The following is a 17,435-nucleotide window of genomic DNA, read 5'->3' as shown; positions in this document are numbered from 1 at the left end:
CCTCCAAAAATCACAGCACTAGCGATTAGCCTGCAAGCGGTATTGTGGCCGCACTGCCACTAAATGCACGGTACTGGTAGTTCTTTCTAAAAAGCCGCCTTCACAGTAGCTTAAATAGAACTTCCACATGCGGATAAAGTCATCACCGTAGCCAAGCGCTTTTATCTTAGGTAGCGCAGCGTCAAAGTTATCATGCCAATCTTTAAGTGTTTTGGCGTAATCAAGCCCCATATCATCAACCGAGAAAGTGACAAAGTCGGTATGCTTGGTGAGCTCATTGGTCATGCGTGTCACTGACGGTAAGCAGCCACCGGGGAAGATATAGCGCTGGATAAAGTCAGCCCCTTTGCGATAGCTATCGTAGCGCTGATCTGCAATGGTGATAGCTTGGATAAGTAACCGCCCATTGGGCTTAAGTAGACCCTGGAGCTTTTTGAAAAATCCAGGCAGGTATTCATGACCAACCGCTTCGATCATTTCAATCGACACCACTCGGTCATACTCACCAGTTAATATGCGGTAATCATCTTTCAGCAAGGTTATCGAGCCTTGCAAGCCCTCAGCTGCAACCCGAGCAACCGCGTATTCATATTGCGCATCAGAAATGGTAGTAGTGGTCACCTTAACGCCATAATGTTTGGCGGCGTAAATAGCTAACGCCCCCCAACCGGTGCCCACTTCTAATAGCGTTTGTCCCGGGGTTAAATCTAGACGTTCACAAATAGTTTTTAATTTATGCTGCTGTGCCTCATCCAGCGAAGCACCGCTATGAGGGTAAAGCGCGCTGGAATACAGCATCTCTTTATCTAGGAACTGCTGATACATGTCGTTGCCCAGATCATAGTGCGCCAAGATATTGCGCTTAGATCCCGCTTGGGTATTACGATTAAACAGGTGAGACATGCGGCTAAAAGGCGCCATCAGCCAAGACAGTTTTTGCTCAAGCTTGTCGAGCAACGGCAAGTTACGTGCAAACAGCTGCACAACCTTGGTCAGATCTGGGCTGGCCCAATGCGCTTGGATATAGGCTTCGCCGGCACCAATTGAACCCGACAACAGTATTTGCCGGTAAAATCGTGGATTGTTAACGATAATAGTGGCGTGTAAATCAGACTCTTTACGCCCAAACTCAAAGCTTTTATCACCATCGATAAGGCTTAAGTGACCATCAGCAAGACCAAGAAGCGCACTGAGTAACAACTTTCTTGCAAGGCTGTCCGGCAGGCTCTCATTAGCCAGATTATTTTTAGTGGTAATATTTTCCATTATCGTTTCTCCGCTGGCTTACCGGGATGCCCAACAAAAGGCACACGTTTTATAAATAATTTAAGTGCTTGCCAATAAATTCCTTGGACGATTCTAAGTGTCATAAAAGGAAAATTTATCAGCATGGATTGCAAATTTTTAGCACTCATATCACGCTTAAACAGACACAAATTGGCATCAAATAACTTCTGCGTATTACGGTTTTCAATACCGACTCTAACTTCGCTGCTAGGCGCTTTAATCCGCCAAATGTATTTCATGTCGAGATCCATAAAAGGCGAAACATGAAATGCTTTGTCCATCGGCTCAGTATGTTCAAGGTTAACTAAGTAATAATGCCGTTGATTCCAGGGGGTATTACTCACCTCGGCCAACATGTATTTAGCCTTATCGCCCTGATAGCAAAAAAAGCAGTTTATCGGGCTAAAATAGATGCCAAAGTGCCTTACTTGGCCAACAAAGACCACACGGTTACAGGCCGTTGTCGCCCCAAGCTCTATGATCTTATTTAGCACTTTAACCTTTAAACTTTGCTCTTTTGTGCCATAAGCGGCGAGGTAATCCGTTACTTTAAACCTCAATGGTGCAAAGCGCGTTGAGGAAAATACCCAACTGACCTGTTCCAATCGTTCAAGTTCATCAAGATCTATGCCCATCATCGCCATTTGATAATCAAAACAGTGCTTAGTGGGGCTATAACGGCGATGGCTCACCTTGCCGCGATAAACCCCGCTTACAAATGGCTCAGTTTTTAACAATACTTTTGTCATAAACGCATTCCAAAGGCTTCACACACATCAAATGCACTGTGGACACCATCTTCATGAAAGCCGTTGTACCAATAAGCACCCGCATAATGGGTATGGTTTACACCCGAGATTAGCGCTCGCTGTGACTGCGCTTGCAGACTTTGTTCATTAAAAACCGGATGCGCATAATTAAATGTACGTAATACCTTGCCAGGTGAGATCAACTCAGATTGATTTAAAGTCACACAAAATGTTGGCGTACCTGCAGGCAAGCGCTGCAAGATGTTCATGTTATAGGTCACCGACGCTTGGCGCTGAGTATTACCATCTAGGCGATAATTCCAGCTAGCCCAAGCCGCTTGGCGTTTAGGCATTAAGCTTTCGTCGGTGTGCAGCACCACTTCGTTGTTTTGATAGGCAAGCTTGCTTAGCACTTGCTGCTCGTCATCTGTCGCGTCTTGTAGCATCGCCAGCGCTTGGTCGCTATGACAAGCCAAAATCACTTCATCAAAGGTTTGCCACTCACCTTGATTTACTTGTAATTGCACACCACCGGTTTCAGAACCAATTGAGCGCTTAATGGCTGTCACCGGGCTACTTAGATGAATTGAGTCTTTAAAAGGGGCGATGAGATCAGGAATATAGCTACGGGAACCGCCCTCCAATACATACCACTGCGGCCTGTCGGCAATATTAAGTAAGCCGTGATTTTCAAAAAACTGAATAAAGAAGCGCAATGAGAAAGCGCGCATATCATCAATACTCGATGACCAAATGGCTGCGCCCATCGGCAAAATGTAATGCTCACTAAAGAAGTCACTAAAGCCTTGACTATCTAACAGCTCTCCCAAGGTTTGGTATTGGTAGCTGTCAGCGGCAAAAGCTTGCTTACAGAGCTTATTAAAACGCAAGATCTCTAAAATAAATGACCAAAACTTGGGTCTAAAAAGGTTACGCTTTTGAGCAAATAAAGAGCTGATTGTATTGCCGTTATACTCAAGACCCGTATTCGCATTATGTACACTAAAACTCATCTCTGTGGCTAAAGCTGTGACATTAAGCCTTGCTAATAACTGCTCAAACCTTGGATAAGTGCGGTCGTTAAAAACAATAAAACCGGTATCGATGGCATAATCTTTTCCGTCCACATTCACATCAACTGTAGCTGTGTGACCGCCAATATAGTCATTGGCCTCGAACACTGTTAACTCATGTTTTTGCGACAAAATATGTGCGCAGGTCAAACCTGAAATCCCGGTGCCTACGATAGCTATTTTTTTACGCCGCTTGCTATTCTCAACGATATTCATTGGCGCACCTTATTGACAGTTTTAGATTTTGACTTTTGAGAAGGAGTCACTTGTTCAACATTTACGTGCGCTGCACTCGATGTTGCATCAATTGGCTCAACGGATTCATTAGTATTAATTTTTTCCCAAATCCTGCGCGGCAACAAAGCCATTAACTTGAGCAACCAGGTAAAGCGTTTAGGAAAATGGATCTCTCGCGTCCCCTTGTGCAATCCTTTACGAATGGCGATAGATGCTTGTTCAGCACTTTGTTGCATCGGCATGGGAAAATCGTTTTTGTCCGTTAAAGGGGTTTTTACAAACCCTGGGCAGATAACGCTAACTCCAATGTCATGGGGCTTTAAATCAATTGCTAAACTTGCAGCCAAATATTGCACTGCTGCTTTGGAGGCACCATAAGCTTCGGCTCGAGGGAAAGGCAAATACACCGCACTAGAGCCCATCAACGCAAGTCTTCCGCCTTTGGAGATAAGTGGCGTGAAAGCTGATAAACAGTAGCCCATTGCAATCAGGTTAGTGCGGATCACACGCTCAAACAGTTCAGCGTCAAAATTAACGGCGTCATTGATATATTCACAGCTTCCGGCATTTAAAATCACCAAATCTAACGGTGCAGAAAGTTTTAGTTTTATGATGGAGGCTTGAACGTTAACCTCATCTTTATCGGTTATATCAAACACCAGTTGTTCAGTACCTTTTAACTGAGATAAGGCTTGCTGGTTGCGGCCACAAGCAAACACTTGCCAACCTTCGGCAATATAGTCTTGTGCTAATTGCAAACCAATCCCTGAGCTAGCGCCAGTAATCAGCACGCTCTTTGTCTGCTTACTTACCTGTTCTTCGCCGTTCATTTTGAAGCCTTTGCTTTAACCAGTTTGACCAAACCACCCAGCAAAGGAATATGTTCGTACAACATAGTGCCAAGGTCGAAAAAGTCTTGGTGCTGATAAATTTTACTGTCTAAGCCAAGGATGCTAACGCCTTCAACAGTAATATCCTCGCCAGCATTAAGCTTAGAGTGGCTAAATACCATGGTCCACTTGAGGGTTGCTGCACCTTGTTGATGGATAACCTGATGAATATCAAAATCAATTGACGCCACATTCTGATAAAGATTGGCAAAATAGTTCGTTAGAGCGAGTAGACCAGATACATGATGCAGTGGGTCGCTAAATTCGATATCGTCGCTGTAAACCTGCCCAAGCAAGTGCAAGTTATCTTTATTAAGCTCCTGATATAAATTAATAAAACTATCTACCAGCGCTTTTTCTTGAGCGACTTGCTCAGACAAGCTGTTATTTTGTAGTAAGCAATTATCGCCTTCGGACTTTGCCAAAGATGACAACCCCCTTGTTGTTTGTTCTGCGTTAGCTGTCATCCGAAAATCTCCTTATCTAAATCCACGCGACTTTCGCGATCGATTTCTTGGGCTTGCTGTACTCCAATTTGCTGAGCTTTAGCGCTTCCTTTCTTTATCGCAGACAAAACGGCTATGGCGCGCGTTCTAGCAAACTTATGATCAACTATAGGTGAAGCGTAATCGGTACCAACAAAAAGTTGTGCTTGAATAGGTATTTTAAGTTTATGAATTAACTTCAAATCTACCCCATCAAGCTCTGGTAAATAATTACGGATAAACGCCCCTGTTGGATCACATTTTTCGCACTGTGAAATCGGATTAAATACGCGGAAATAGGGCTGGGCATCGCAGCCTGTTCCTGCTGACCATTGCCAGCCACCATTATTAGCTGCTAAGTCACCATCAATGAGTTTTTGTCTAAAGTAACGCTCCCCCCAACGCCAATCGACCAGCAAATGCTTAGTCAAAAAGCTAGCTGTCACCATACGAAGACGATTGTGCATCCAACCCGTTTGGTTTAACTGTCGCATCGCGGCATCGACTAATGGGTAACCTGTTCGCCCCTCACACCAGGCTTGAAACTCGCGAGGGTTATTGCGCCATTTAATGCTATCGGCTAATGCATTGAAGTTTGCCCGTCTAGATAGCTTGGGAAACGCCACCAGCAAGTGGCGATAAAACTCACGCCAAATCAATTCGTTTAACCAGCAGCGCCCCGGGCTCTCATCATGCACTAATGCATCAGGATAGTGGCTTAAAAGCACTTGCAAACATTGGCGAGGACTGAGTATGCCAATGGCAAGATAAGCAGAGAGCTGGCTAGTGCCATCGATAGCGGGAAAGTCACGACAGGCTTGATAACCTGCCACTTTCGCTTGGGCAAATTGACGCAGCTTGGCTTGCGCTGCGTGTTCACCGACCTGCCATTGTTCGCTGCAGATCTTAGTACAATGAAACTCAACATAATTAGGTGTCGGTAATGGCGCAGCAATCGGCTCAGGCCGCGCTAACGTTTGGATCGGATCTTGTTTTGCTATCTGGCGCCATTTTTTAGCAAAAGGAGTAAACACCTTATACATTTCACCCGACAAATTAAGCACAGATAAAGGCGGTAAAAAACAATGTTGCAGGCTAAGCTCAAGCTTGATTCCAGCCTCAATAACGGCATGATCTCGGCGCTGCTCATTACACTCTGGCTCACTCGTGGCAAACACTTTAGTCATCTGCCAAGTTGCGACGTATTGCGATAACAGCTCAGGTATCGCGTCAAAATCATCTGCGTGGCAAATATCCAGTGGGATCCCAAGCTCAGCAAGCTCTATGGCAAGCTGATTAACCTGCCTTTCTATAAAGTCTAACTGAATGGGCGCAACATCATGAGACGCCCACTGTTTAGGCGTCACCACAAATATCGCCCGCACGGTACCTTGATGCTCTGCAGCATACTGGCAAGCCGCTACTAGAGTTTGATTGTCATCGAGGCGCAAATCATGCCTAAACCAAACAAGTGCATTATTGCCGATAGAGTGATTAGTATTCATGTTATTTTTTTCCCTCTACGTCAGACAATATTTGTTGTGAGAATTCCGTTTGCTTGGGAACCGCAATACCACATAGCGCAAGCAGTTTCGGCGTATCACAATGCGCCATACCAAGTGCTTGATTAACCACTTTGGCGTAACTCCCAACCAGATGCACTTTGGCGCCAGCACTGGTCATAAAATCTTGTAACGCTTGGGTTTCTGTGGACGTCATTTGCGGCTGCGGCAGCACAAAGACTTGGCTGCAGTTGAGTCGCTGCACAATAAAGTTAAGCTCGCTTACATTAGCAACTTTTACCAAGTTATGACTGATGTGATAGGCAATCAACTCTAACGACATCATCAATGAGTTGATGGGTTTAGCCCCCTGTAACTCAACTAATAAGTGGGGCATTTGCGCGTCTGCTTGCTGTTGAGCCAATCGCCTTTTAGCGATACGAGCAGACAGCTCGTCAATCAGCCAGGTTTCAATACTAGCGGCATCGGGGCGGCCCAATAGCAAGCCTTCAAGTCCATTCAGCCATGGCCAATAAAGGCCATTTTTTAGGACTGAAAACGGATACAGACCAGACAATTCAGTAAGCTTTGTGTTCAGCGCCGCGGCATTAAAATCGAGACAAGATTGATTGAGACATTCAATATTCTCTAGCCAAAGGTTTTGCTCTTCAGTCGTTAATGCTTGCTTAGCTAACGGCTTGGCTGCTGCTTGCGTTTGCGAGGACTTTAATAGCGGCTTCACTTTGCTAATGGCGACACCTTGGTTTAGCCAAAATAAGATCTCTTCTATTTGGGCTAAATGATACTCACCATATAACCGATGCCCCTTGGGCGTTCGCTTAGGGACTACTAGACCAAAGCGTCTTTGCCACGCCCTCAAGGTAACTGGGTTAACCCCGGTGCGCTGGGCTGCATCACCTATGGTTAACCATATTGCTTCACCCTCAACCTTATCCATGCTGCACTCCTGGTTAATAATCAAACCTATGCCTAGTAGGCATACCTTAGCTTGAGCTCTTGAGGGTGCGGATTAAGATACACTTGGTTCTCAATATAGGGGGTTGGAAATTCACGCAGATAATGGTTAATCAGCGTCATTGGTACCAAGATAGGTTGCAAGCCTTGGTTGTATTTCAAAATCGACTCAGCAAGCTCAGCTTTTTGCGCACTCGACAGATGCTTTTTAAAGTAGCCTTGGATATGTTGCAGCGCACTGGTGTGATTTTTTCGAGTCGCCTTGATCTTTAAGATCTGCATAAAACCGGTAAAGTAGGTATCAGCAATCTTTTCTAGATCACCACTCATATCAGCCAGCAAAGGGCCTAGATCGCGATACAGCTTTGGATTGTGGGCCATCAGCATGTATTTGTAGCGGGCGTGGAAATCTAAAATATTACTCTTGGTAAAGCCTGACGCTTTTAGCATGTGCCAATCATGGTAAGCATATACACGAGTAAAGAAGTTCTCGCGAATAGGTAAGTCGTGTAAGCGCCCTTCTTCTTCAACGGGAAGCTGTGGGTAACGCTCCATCAGCTTTCTAGCATAAACACCAATGCCAGACTTCCATCCATTGTTAGTGCCATACTTATATTCAGTGACACGTTCCATACCGCAGGTTGGCGATTTAGCACATAAAATATAGCCACCTAAGAAATCGAGCTGCGCGACTTTTTTATCACTAAAATCATTGAGCTTGTCAGTCACATCAACCGAGCCATCGGCACTTTTAACAAAGATGATATCACCGTCTTTCTCTAATCGAATTGATTTTCGAGGGGCGCCCATGCCTATAGCCATTTCTGGGCATACTGGTACATAATCGAAATGTTCGGCGATCTCTTTACGGCAATAACTTGAAGCCTTATGGCCGCCGTCAAAGCGCACTTTATCGCCGAGTAAACAGGCACTAATACCGATCTGGATTTTATCTGGATTAAATTGGCTCATAGTCATAATACTCCCTATTAGACTGTTCATTACGCCGCTAACTTGTACAAGGATCACTTTTTTGTACAAGTTTTAATTTAGCCCTAAACCATCCCCCTTTTTAAGTGAATTTTAGACATAAAAAAAGCCAGTTTAAAACTGGCTTTTCAATGTATTAGTGAATAAAACGCTTATCGTGTTTTATCGGCAAACCGCTCTAGTCCCCACACCAGTAGAATACCGGCAAACATAGCTATCACGGCATAGAGCATCAAAGAAGGCTGACCAGTAATATGCTCATACTGCATCGGTGAGAGTATGCGCTCATCTAGCGGTACCATTTCGCCCTTTGAATTTTCACGGAAGGTCAACACCTCTTTCCAAGGCCAGATCTTACCTAGGGTGCCCAGCATTAGTCCGATTAAAAACATCAGCGTTGCGTCATGGTACTTCCGAAGTAACGCCGACAACACGTGACTAAAGCAGAGTATGCCGATAGCAGCACCTGCCGCAAAGGTGGCCATAATGCCAAGTTCTAAACTCTTCACGGCGCCGATGACTGGGGTGTATAGCCCAAGTAGTAACAAGATAAAACTGCCCGAGATCCCCGGTAAGATCATCGCTGTAATCGCAATACAGCCTCCCAAGAACACGTTGAGGTAGGTCATCTCAACTGCAATAGGGTTTAGCATGGTTATTCCCCACGCAAACACCGCCCCCAAGGCAAACAAGGCTATGCGCCCTAAGGTAAAGCCCTTCACTTGCTTAAGCATATGAATGACAGAAATCAGTATTAGACCAAAAAAGAATGACCACACTGGGATCGGGTGGGTAACCAGCAAGTATGTGATCAATTTGGCTAGACTCAGAATACTGGTCAATATGCCACCGAATACACAGACTAAGAATGGACCATTAATATGCATGAAAGCCGCTTTAATGCCCTGCTCTTTGATCACGCCCAGTAAAGAGGGTCTAATTTTTTTAATACTTTCCAATAATGGATCGAGAATCGCCGTAATAAAGGCGATCGTACCGCCAGATACCCCTGGGACAACATCGGCTGCGCCCATCGCCATTCCCTTAAGGTAGGTCTTTAAATAATTCACTTTATTCCTTAATTCACTCAAAACTGCTCGCCGGCAAAATTATACGTTCCATTCCAACCAAAAAGGAAATGAAGTTTGCTTTTATAAAGGTAAATTAACCTACGGCTGGCATTTAATGTTAATTCGATGTTAACCTCATCTGACCAGTTCAGCAAACAGGGAACGAGATGAACCAGTTCGAACAAAATCAAAAGCCCACTAAGGTGATGTCACTCTATAACCGCGTCACCAAACTCCCCTTTGGCAACAAGCTTTTTTCCTTAATGGTTAGCCGAATGGCACCTTACTTCGGTACAGTAAAACCCATCATTAGTGAATTAAATGTGAATCGCTGTGTTTGCCAAATAAAAAAACGCAAAGCAGTACACAACCATATCCAGACAGTACACGTTATCGCTATCTGTAACGGCCTAGAAATGGCTATGGGAGTCATGGCTGAAGCGTCAATCCCGTCACATCTAAGATGGATCCCTAAGGGAATGAGCGTGGATTACACAGCCAAGGCGGGGAGCGATATTACCTGTGTTGCCGAGGTTAAGCCTGAGCAATGGGTACCCGGTGATATGCTGGTGCCCGTCACCGCTTACGATACAGACGGCGTAATTGTGGTTCAAGGCACCATCAAGCTGTGGATCTCTGAAAAGCCAAGCAAAAGCTAGCGCTCAGCCTAGGCTTAAAAATATTCTTTTGTCGGTCACCGTTTCCCTGCTATTATTTCTAGAACTACCGAAACATATTTTCTTTATGAGTTAAACGTATGGATACTGAAATTGCGGCGAAAGCCCTGAAAGAGCTAGGCCACCCGACTCGGTTAACCCTATTTAGAGCCCTAGTCAAAGCCGGACGTAAGGGGCTACCCGTTGGCCATCTACAAGAGATCTTACAGATCCCAAACTCGACGCTGTCACATCACCTGTCGAGCTTAATGTCTGCCGGGCTCGTCAAGCAGCATCGCGAGGGACGAATACTACATTGCATCCCTCAATTTGACTGCTTAGAGAGCCTGATTCAATTCTTACAGGAAGAGTGCTGCTCAGGAGAATCCTGCTAACAGAGTTTTTACAGCGCCATTAAACCTGACTGTATTCAACAGAAATTCACTAAATACCAGTACCTTAATCGGTAGCGCAGTGATAAAAACAGATAGTACCCGATGACAAAAAACGCAGTATCAACTGGTGTAATAGATAGCTGGGATGACGCTAAGGGATTTGGTTTTATCCAAACACCCAGCCAGAAACAGCAGGTCTTTTTACACATTTCAGCCTTTACTCATCAAGGACAGAGGCCACATGCGGGTAACCGAGTCCAATTTCACCTAGCTAAAGACAAGCAAGGTAAGTGGCGCGCCGACAAAGCGCGATTGCTCAGTGGCGGCGCAACAAAGGCCAGTCGAAAAATTAGCGGCTCACCAAATCGATTAAGTATCGCTATTGCGCTGAGTTTTATCGCCGCCTTGAGCATTGGCTACACACTGCAGCATATTCCTCTTTGGCTACTCCTCTATTTTATCTCTGCTAGCCTAGTGACATTTATCGCCTATGGCTGGGATAAGCGCTCTGCACGTAACAATCGCTGGCGAGTGAGTGAGTTTAAACTTCACCTATTAAGCTTGGCGGGCGGCTGGCCCGGTGCGTTACTGGCTCAGCAGTGGCTAAGGCATAAGTCTGCTAAGGGGCGTTTTAAGTTTATCTTATGGTTAACCATAAGCATTAACCTTGCACTTATTTACCTCCTACACAGACCGGAACTGAGCAACATGTTTCGCTAGCCAAAAGAAAAGCAGCCCCAATAGCGGCTGCTTTTTAGTATATAGCGCCTGTTTAGCTTAAAAAGCTTAAGGTATCACCGTCACCTCAGCCGATCCAGACACCATGCCCATCGTTGCGGTCACGGTGGCGTGACCGACACCTTCGGCACGGATCAGGTCTTGGTGGCCATAGGCGATGCTATAATCAGTTGAACTCCAATTGACATATTTAGCGTAGTCATTCACATCACCATTGCTATAAGTCACCATCACCTGAACAGTTTGATATTCACCATCTTTAAGTGTCAGGGTATTCGGAATTATCTCTACCAGTTCTACTACATTAGGTTTAACGTTCAACAACAAGCTATCGCTAAATCCGTCATAGCTAGCGGAAATGGCTGCAGAGCCATCCTGACCAACTCCCATGGCCTCGCCAGCACGGGAGTTACCCGTTTGGATCGATACGGTATAGGGATCATCACTTTTCCAATCCGCATCTAAGGTAATATCGACCACAGTGCCGTCAGAAAAATACGCATTGGCATAAAACTGCTGCATATTTTCAGAGTAAATCGTATCGACTCTAGGGGTGATCTCTATGCGCTCTATCACGGCAGCAGTAACTTGAGCATTGACACTATCGACAACGCCGTCAAGTTGCGCAGTGATCTCACTCATGCCCACAGCTTTAGCCGTTGCCGTACCACCATTGCTCCCCGAAGTAACGATATGTACCACATCTATCTGGCTCGAAGACCAAGTGGCGAGCTCTGTCACATCCTCATCGGGCCTATCGATATAAGTTGCAACCGCTTTATAGCGCCCCTTAGTACCAATGGGTGCAGACAGATTATCGGGGGTAACGGTCAGCGCAACAAGCTCACTGTCATAGACATTGATCCTGCCTTGCCCCTGAACACCTTGATAAATTGCAAAGGTATCCGTTGCCCCCACCTCTATACCGTATGCAACACCTTTATCGTTAATGGAGACTTTACTCGCATCCCCCGTCCGCCAGTCACTGAGATCTGTAACCTCTTTTTGAGTTATCGATCCGCTATCATTTCTATAAACAGCAAATGCCTGTAACTGGGTCGTTTTATTCACGATAACGAGAGTATCGGCGGGCTCGACTTGCACGCCTAAATATTCTAAATCACTGACGATAACTTGAGCCTGAGCGTCCATACCGTAGTAATGTGCATTCACACTCGTCTGTCCGTGGGCATCCCCTGTGACCTGACCTGCAGAGAACCCAGATGGGACAACATGTGCTATAGCATCATCTGCTAAAGTCCATGTAGTTGCTGTCGAGACATCATTTGAATAACCATCAGAATAGAACGCCCTCGCGATATACTTTTGGCTTTCATTAATATTTATCGTCGAGCTTACTGGCGTGACCTGAAGATCCACTAAAATGGGTTCATTCACGAACAGTGATGCCTTAGCCGTGAGTGATTTATAGCTAGCTTGGATCTCTGTGTTACCCGCCAGTAGAGTATGTGCCACACCTAGAGAGTCGACGGTAGCAATGTCCGTTTGGCTGCTCTGCCAACTCGATTCTAATGTCACCTCTTTACTGCTGCCATCTGAGAAACGAGCAAAGGACTGATACGCTTGGTCTAGCCCTGCGGCAACCGATGCATCTGCTGGTGACACCGTCAATTCGACTAATTCAGCAGGCGTTACCTTAACCACGGCAGTATCCGTTGCCGTTAAATACTGAGCCGTGACGGAAGTCTGCCCAACTTCCATGGCGCTGGCAAAACCGCTGTTAGGTGCGCCAGTATCGATATGCACTATCGCCTCATCATTCGATCTCCAAGTTGCAACCTTAGTGATATCTTCAGAGGTGTTATCGGTATAGAAAGCACGGGCAGCAAACTGGCCCTCAGTCCCTACTGGCACAGTGATTAAACTTGGTGTGACACGAATATAATTCAGTTGTGCATCGGTCACGTTAAGTTCAGCTGTTGCCTGTAAACCGCTATAACTTGCACTAACGATGATATTGCCCGCCTTATAGCTTTGAGCAACGCCCAATCGATTAAGCGTTGCGACCTCGCTATCTGAACTGTTCCAATTAACGACGTCAGTAAGGGGCTTACTGCTCCCATCGGAGAACACACCTATCGCTTGATAAGGCTGGCTGAGCCCTGCAGCAATACTGCTATAAGCCGGTGAGATCACTAGGTTTTCAATGACAGCATCGGTTACCTTCACATCAACCTTATCGCTCTGCCCTTCAAAATCGGCTTGCACTTTTGTCATCCCGACCGCAATTGCCTCGGCAAAGCCCGCCTCGCTTCCCGTTGCCGCAATATTAACTAGGCTTGGATCGATAACACTCCAAGTGGCTAAATGGGTGACATCACTCGTATGACCATCGGAATAAAATGCATCGGCGCGATACTGCCCCGTCGTCCCCAACGGAACCGATAGGTTTGCAGGAGAGACTTGAAGACTAGTCACTTCGGCATCGGTCACATTAAGCTCTGCAACCGCTGAGAAACCGATATAACTCGCTTGGATCTGACTCATCCCCAGTTGATAACTTTGGGCTAAGCCATATTTATCAATGGTTGCAACTGCTAATGCCTTGGACTGCCAGCTGGCTACATAAGTTAACTCTTTATGACTACCGTCAGAGAATATGCCAAACAATCGATACTGCTGAGTGTTCCCCGCCGCCACTGTCGCTGTTACAGGTGTCAAAGTAACCGACTCGAGTATTGCACTGGTGACATTAACATTGGCGCTTGCTTGCATGCCTTGATAGCTAGCCTCGATGCTCGAGCTCCCTTGAGCCGCACCTTCGGCAAGTCCTGTGGCGTTCACCTGAACAATTGAGGGCGACAGCGAACTCCAATTGGCTAAGCTAGAGACATCGCTGCTATGACCATCTGAATAATAGGCCGTTGCAATCAGTTGCTGGCTATAACCTACTGCGATGCTGCTCTCTGCGGGGGAAACCTGCAACTGAGCGATCACCGCATCAGTCACAACTAAATCGGCACTGACCTGCATGCCAAGATAACTGGCAACAATCTTCACCTGTCCCTCAACAAGACTATGCGCTAAGCCAAAGCGGTCGATGGTGGCAATGCTGGTATCACTGGTTTGCCAATAGGCGTAAGGTGTCACCTCTTTACTGCTAGCATCAGAAAAGAGCGCGAACAATTGATAAGGCTGATGATTGCCTGCTGCAACGCTCGCGCTGACTGGTGAGATGATTAGGCTCTGTAAAATTGCAGGGGTGACCTTGGCCGTTGTTTTGCTGCTGATGGTTGTCAATGCCCCAATCTCAGCTACAGCTTGCGAATCGCGCCCCATAGATGTTGAGCTGACTCCAGAGCTTAGCCCTGCATAGGTTGCCGTGATCTCTACCAGCCCCTCGCTAAGTCCCTTGGCATAACCAGCATCGACTCCGGTATTAACAATGCTCACGACTTCTCTGTTACTCGATATCCAGCTCGCCTGCTTCGTAACATCCTTGCTATGCCCATCTGAGTAATAGGCAATTGCAATATATTGGCCTTGCGTCCCTATGGGTACCTGCAGATCTCTCGGTGAGATCTGTAAATCGACCAAAGTCGCTGCCGTCACCATTAACTCTGTCGACTGACTCTGTCCCAGATAATCGAAGCGGATCTCGGTAACCCCCTCTAGATAAGTATCCGCGATGCCAGAAAGCCCTCCCGTTAAGCCAACAGAAGCGATTTGCGGCTCACTACTTTGCCAATACCCCAAACTCGTGACATCTTTTACGCTACCATCACTAAAACTTGCATGGGCGTGATATTGAACCTGAGTACCAGCCGGTACTTGGGTATTTAAAGGAGAGATCTGCAGCGAGGTTAACACAGCATCGGTAACCTCTAGCTGTGCATCGGCACTTAGCTCTTGATAGGTGGCGGTAATGCTTGAACTACCAACCGCTATAGCAGTGGCATCGCCAGCATTTTGCCCTTGTGCTGTTATGTCGACAACATCAGGTTGTGATGCAGACCAGAGTGCATCACGGCTCACATCTTTTACCTGACCATCTGAAAAGTAGGCCGTAGCAACATAACTGCCTTTGGTTCCCACAGGAAATATCCCCTGGGAGGGAGTCACGATTAAGTTACTGAGCTGCGCATCCACAACCGTCGCGCTGGTTGTATCGGATAAGCTAATATCGGCAAAGGAGAGCGTCGCGCTCACTCGTGTTTGCCCCAGTGTCTTAGCCACCAAAAAACCTTGGTCATCGATAGACGCAATATCCACGGAGGAGCTTTGCCACGCTGACTGCGGCGTCACATCGATACTCAAACCGTCCTCTAAGATCAGGTGGGCTTGATACTGCAGACTGGTGCCGTTTGGTAATACTTCATTAGGGGGAGTAATCAATAGCTGACTAGGTTTAGTCGCTAGCACGACTAATGTAGCCAATGCCTCTTGAGCAGAAAAATGCGCTTTCACCTGCGTTACACCCACTGTAAGCCCTGTTGCAATGCCGATAGCTTCTCCATCGCTCCCTATCGTTGCGATATTGGTGTCTAAGCTTGTCCAGCTAGCATCGTTAGTCACATCTTGTTGATGACCATCGGCAAATAAAGCCAAGGCACGATAACGCTGACTCATTCCAACCAATATCTGTGCCTGTCCAGGTTCAATATTCAGTGCGGTCAGAGCGGCATCCGTCACCTTAAGTGCCGCGCTATCGGTTAATACCGTGCCCCCTTCTTGTGCAGGGGGAAGACTTGCGGTGATCTGCACCTCTCCCGCTAAGACCCCCATAGCGACACCATTTGCAGAAATACTGGCAAGCGTAGGCTCACTGCTCGACCAGCTGACCTCTTGGCTAACATCCTTAATTTCACCGTCGCTGTAGGTCGCGATAGCTTGATAAATTTGCTGGGTACTTACTGCGATAACACTGTTGCTTGGAGTAATATCAAGAGCGACCGCATAGGCAGGGCATGGGTCACCGGGTCCACCGCAGCCCCCTGTAGGAAAACCATCGTCATCGCCACCACAACCAGCAAGAATCAATAAAGTCAGCAAGAACAGCTGGCGATATACTTGTTTAAATAAGGACATAGTTAGATCTCCGGCTTCATTTCTGATGTCGTTGATTGGATGTGTATTAACACTCGGCGGTTTTCATGGCGATGCTCAGGGGTATCATTTTTCATTACCGGGAATTGCTCACCATAACCATGTACCTCTATCTGCTCGGGTTTTATGCCCGCCGCAATGAGATAGTCCGCGACGGCTTGAGCCCTACGTTCCGACAATGCTTGGTTGTAGGCTGCGTTGCCTTTAGAGTCGGTATAACCTTTAATATTGGCTACAGCCGTGGGGACTTGCTTTAACCGCTCAACCACTGGTGCTAAAGAGTCGGGATTGGTTAATTTACTGCTGTCAAAATCAAATAAACTGGTTACCGTTACTGCAGGTAATACAAGAGTTTTAGGTGTTACTGGAGGAATTTTTTCAGGTAAGGTTACCGGAATTTCTTTAACAGGCGGCTGCACTTTTTCTGCACTTTGACCAAAACGATAGCTAATACCTAAAGTGGTTAAGTGGCCATTGCTACCACCAATCAGCTCACTGCCTAAGCTATCGATATATTGATATTCGAGTCGCGCGACCCATGAAGGCGATAGCTGATACTCAACCCCAGCACCTAGTATCGGCGCCCAATCAGAATCTGAGTTACGGCTGTAAGGGCCACGATTATCACCATCCCAATAGAAACCACCAGCCTTTGCAAATAGCTCAAAACTTTCACTCAAGCTAAACCGAGTCACTGCCGAGAGTTCCCAGCCTTTCATGCTGCCAATATAAGTATTATCGACACCGCTTTCTGAGTAATGCGCCACCGCCTCCCCTAGGTCAAGGTAAGCGGTCTCAAAACCTAAATATTGCCACGCTTGATAACCCGCAAAACCGCCGAAGCCAACATCGTTTCCATCACAGGCTATGCTCCAGCTTTCACACGCATTTTGATAATGCATCTGGCCTGCCTTTGCTCCAAGATAAAAGTAAGGCTCAAACTCTTGTGCAGGCTCTGCGCCATCAAGCTGCGCGGCGTAAGATACAGCTAAAGGCAGATATAGCAGAGTCGAAAGGACAATTGAGAAACTTCTCACGGAGCTTGGTTTAAACATGACTTTTCCTCGATAACCGCGTGTTAAAGATTAGATTCGCAACCGAACATAGTAGCCCAACCCGGCAACATTAACACATAAGTGCCAACAATAATTCATATAAGCAGTGCTTATCAATCAATTATTTGGCGGCGAATTTTCTCTCTGAGCAAATACCCTAAAGCTTAGTAGCAAAACGATAGAAGCGGCGTACTTTGGTGTTAATACCAAGATTTACCTACAGATAGCGATTCGCTATCATAGGTGGTCAAATCAAAACAAGGTGG

At 46.3% G+C, this 17,435-nt stretch carries 14 protein-coding genes; 3 read left to right on the top strand and 11 right to left on the bottom strand.

The annotated features are described in order from the left end of the window. Positions 1-18: 18 nt before the first annotated feature. From L1D44_RS08505 to L1D44_RS08465, 9 genes are all read right to left on the bottom strand, one after another. Positions 19-1,266 (bottom strand): cyclopropane-fatty-acyl-phospholipid synthase family protein, encoded by a 1,248-nt coding sequence (locus L1D44_RS08505; RefSeq protein ID WP_239889727.1) that lies wholly within the window; start codon positions 1,264-1,266, stop codon positions 19-21. Then, complete coding sequence (locus L1D44_RS08500; protein WP_239889726.1) at positions 1,266-2,036, bottom strand: DUF1365 domain-containing protein; 771 nt, start codon at positions 2,034-2,036, stop codon at positions 1,266-1,268. The genes L1D44_RS08505 and L1D44_RS08500 overlap by 1 nt, the downstream gene beginning before the upstream one ends. Next, the gene (locus L1D44_RS08495; RefSeq protein ID WP_239889725.1) at positions 2,033-3,325 is read right to left on the bottom strand and encodes an FAD-dependent oxidoreductase; all 1,293 of its coding nucleotides are present in this window, start codon (positions 3,323-3,325) and stop codon (positions 2,033-2,035) included. The genes L1D44_RS08500 and L1D44_RS08495 overlap by 4 nt, the downstream gene beginning before the upstream one ends. Next, complete coding sequence (locus L1D44_RS08490) at positions 3,322-4,176, bottom strand: SDR family NAD(P)-dependent oxidoreductase (RefSeq protein WP_239889724.1); 855 nt, start codon at positions 4,174-4,176, stop codon at positions 3,322-3,324. The genes L1D44_RS08495 and L1D44_RS08490 overlap by 4 nt, the downstream gene beginning before the upstream one ends. Beyond that, complete coding sequence (locus tag L1D44_RS08485) at positions 4,173-4,703, bottom strand: nuclear transport factor 2 family protein (protein WP_239889723.1); 531 nt, start codon at positions 4,701-4,703, stop codon at positions 4,173-4,175. The genes L1D44_RS08490 and L1D44_RS08485 overlap by 4 nt, the downstream gene beginning before the upstream one ends. Beyond that, positions 4,700-6,226 (bottom strand): deoxyribodipyrimidine photo-lyase, encoded by a 1,527-nt coding sequence (phrB, locus tag L1D44_RS08480; protein WP_239889722.1) that lies wholly within the window; start codon positions 6,224-6,226, stop codon positions 4,700-4,702. Before phrB ends, L1D44_RS08485 begins: the two co-directional genes overlap by 4 nt. A gap of 1 nt (position 6,227) precedes the next feature. Beyond that, a complete protein-coding gene (locus L1D44_RS08475; protein ID WP_239889721.1) occupies positions 6,228-7,181 on the bottom strand; it encodes a MerR family transcriptional regulator in 954 nt (317 codons plus the stop codon). Positions 7,182-7,213: 32 nt separating this feature from the next. Further along, positions 7,214-8,170 (bottom strand): DUF523 and DUF1722 domain-containing protein, encoded by a 957-nt coding sequence (locus L1D44_RS08470; RefSeq protein WP_239889720.1) that lies wholly within the window; start codon positions 8,168-8,170, stop codon positions 7,214-7,216. Positions 8,171-8,340: 170 nt separating this feature from the next. After that, complete coding sequence (locus tag L1D44_RS08465; protein ID WP_239889719.1) at positions 8,341-9,258, bottom strand: DUF368 domain-containing protein; 918 nt, start codon at positions 9,256-9,258, stop codon at positions 8,341-8,343. A 167-nt stretch (positions 9,259-9,425) separates the two neighbouring features. Here L1D44_RS08465 and L1D44_RS08460 point away from each other — a divergent pair, with 167 nt between their 5' ends. The 3 genes from L1D44_RS08460 to L1D44_RS08450 all read left to right on the top strand — a co-directional run bounded on the left by L1D44_RS08460 (position 9,426) and on the right by L1D44_RS08450 (position 11,029). After that, positions 9,426-9,917, top strand: a complete 492-nt coding sequence (locus L1D44_RS08460) for a hotdog fold domain-containing protein (protein ID WP_239889718.1) — start codon at positions 9,426-9,428, stop codon at positions 9,915-9,917. Positions 9,918-10,015: 98 nt separating this feature from the next. Then, the gene (locus tag L1D44_RS08455) at positions 10,016-10,309 is read left to right on the top strand and encodes a metalloregulator ArsR/SmtB family transcription factor (protein ID WP_239889717.1); all 294 of its coding nucleotides are present in this window, start codon (positions 10,016-10,018) and stop codon (positions 10,307-10,309) included. 102 nt (positions 10,310-10,411) lie between these two features. Beyond that, positions 10,412-11,029 (top strand): DUF1294 domain-containing protein, encoded by a 618-nt coding sequence (locus tag L1D44_RS08450; RefSeq protein ID WP_239889716.1) that lies wholly within the window; start codon positions 10,412-10,414, stop codon positions 11,027-11,029. A gap of 66 nt (positions 11,030-11,095) precedes the next feature. On the opposite strand, the gene L1D44_RS08445 is transcribed toward L1D44_RS08450, so the two are convergent. Both L1D44_RS08445 and L1D44_RS08440 read right to left on the bottom strand, forming a co-directional pair. Beyond that, a complete protein-coding gene (locus tag L1D44_RS08445) occupies positions 11,096-16,096 on the bottom strand; it encodes an Ig-like domain-containing protein (RefSeq protein WP_239889715.1) in 5,001 nt (1,666 codons plus the stop codon). Between the two features lie 2 nt (positions 16,097-16,098). Further along, positions 16,099-17,169 carry an OmpA family protein gene (locus L1D44_RS08440; RefSeq protein ID WP_239889714.1) on the bottom strand — a complete coding sequence of 357 codons (1,071 nt, stop codon included), beginning with the start codon at positions 17,167-17,169 and terminating at the stop codon, positions 16,099-16,101. Positions 17,170-17,435 lie beyond the last annotated feature (266 nt).

This window comes from Shewanella sp. Isolate13 (assembly GCF_022398325.1).
Classification (GTDB): domain Bacteria; phylum Pseudomonadota; class Gammaproteobacteria; order Enterobacterales; family Shewanellaceae; genus Shewanella.
Note: the sequence above shows the minus strand (reverse complement) of the source record. Positions and strands in the feature narration are given on the sequence as shown.

Bases quoted from the DNA above. Each gene is read 5' to 3' on its own strand.
- L1D44_RS08450 (WP_239889716.1), top strand. From the start codon at position 10,412: ATGACAAAAAACGCAGTATCAACTGGTGTAATAGATAGCTGGGATGAC.
- L1D44_RS08500 (WP_239889726.1), bottom strand. From the start codon at position 2,036: ATGACAAAAGTATTGTTAAAAACTGAGCCATTTGTAAGCGGGGTTTAT.
- phrB (WP_239889722.1), bottom strand. From the start codon at position 6,226: ATGAATACTAATCACTCTATCGGCAATAATGCACTTGTTTGGTTTAGG.
- L1D44_RS08495 (WP_239889725.1), bottom strand. From the start codon at position 3,325: ATGAATATCGTTGAGAATAGCAAGCGGCGTAAAAAAATAGCTATCGTA.
- L1D44_RS08505 (WP_239889727.1), bottom strand. From the start codon at position 1,266: ATGGAAAATATTACCACTAAAAATAATCTGGCTAATGAGAGCCTGCCG.
- L1D44_RS08460 (WP_239889718.1), top strand. From the start codon at position 9,426: ATGAACCAGTTCGAACAAAATCAAAAGCCCACTAAGGTGATGTCACTC.
- L1D44_RS08455 (WP_239889717.1), top strand. From the start codon at position 10,016: ATGGATACTGAAATTGCGGCGAAAGCCCTGAAAGAGCTAGGCCACCCG.
- L1D44_RS08490 (WP_239889724.1), bottom strand. From the start codon at position 4,176: ATGAACGGCGAAGAACAGGTAAGTAAGCAGACAAAGAGCGTGCTGATT.
- L1D44_RS08475 (WP_239889721.1), bottom strand. From the start codon at position 7,181: ATGGATAAGGTTGAGGGTGAAGCAATATGGTTAACCATAGGTGATGCA.
- L1D44_RS08485 (WP_239889723.1), bottom strand. From the start codon at position 4,703: ATGACAGCTAACGCAGAACAAACAACAAGGGGGTTGTCATCTTTGGCA.
- L1D44_RS08440 (WP_239889714.1), bottom strand. From the start codon at position 17,169: ATGTTTAAACCAAGCTCCGTGAGAAGTTTCTCAATTGTCCTTTCGACT.
- L1D44_RS08470 (WP_239889720.1), bottom strand. From the start codon at position 8,170: ATGAGCCAATTTAATCCAGATAAAATCCAGATCGGTATTAGTGCCTGT.
- L1D44_RS08445 (WP_239889715.1), bottom strand. From the start codon at position 16,096: ATGTCCTTATTTAAACAAGTATATCGCCAGCTGTTCTTGCTGACTTTA.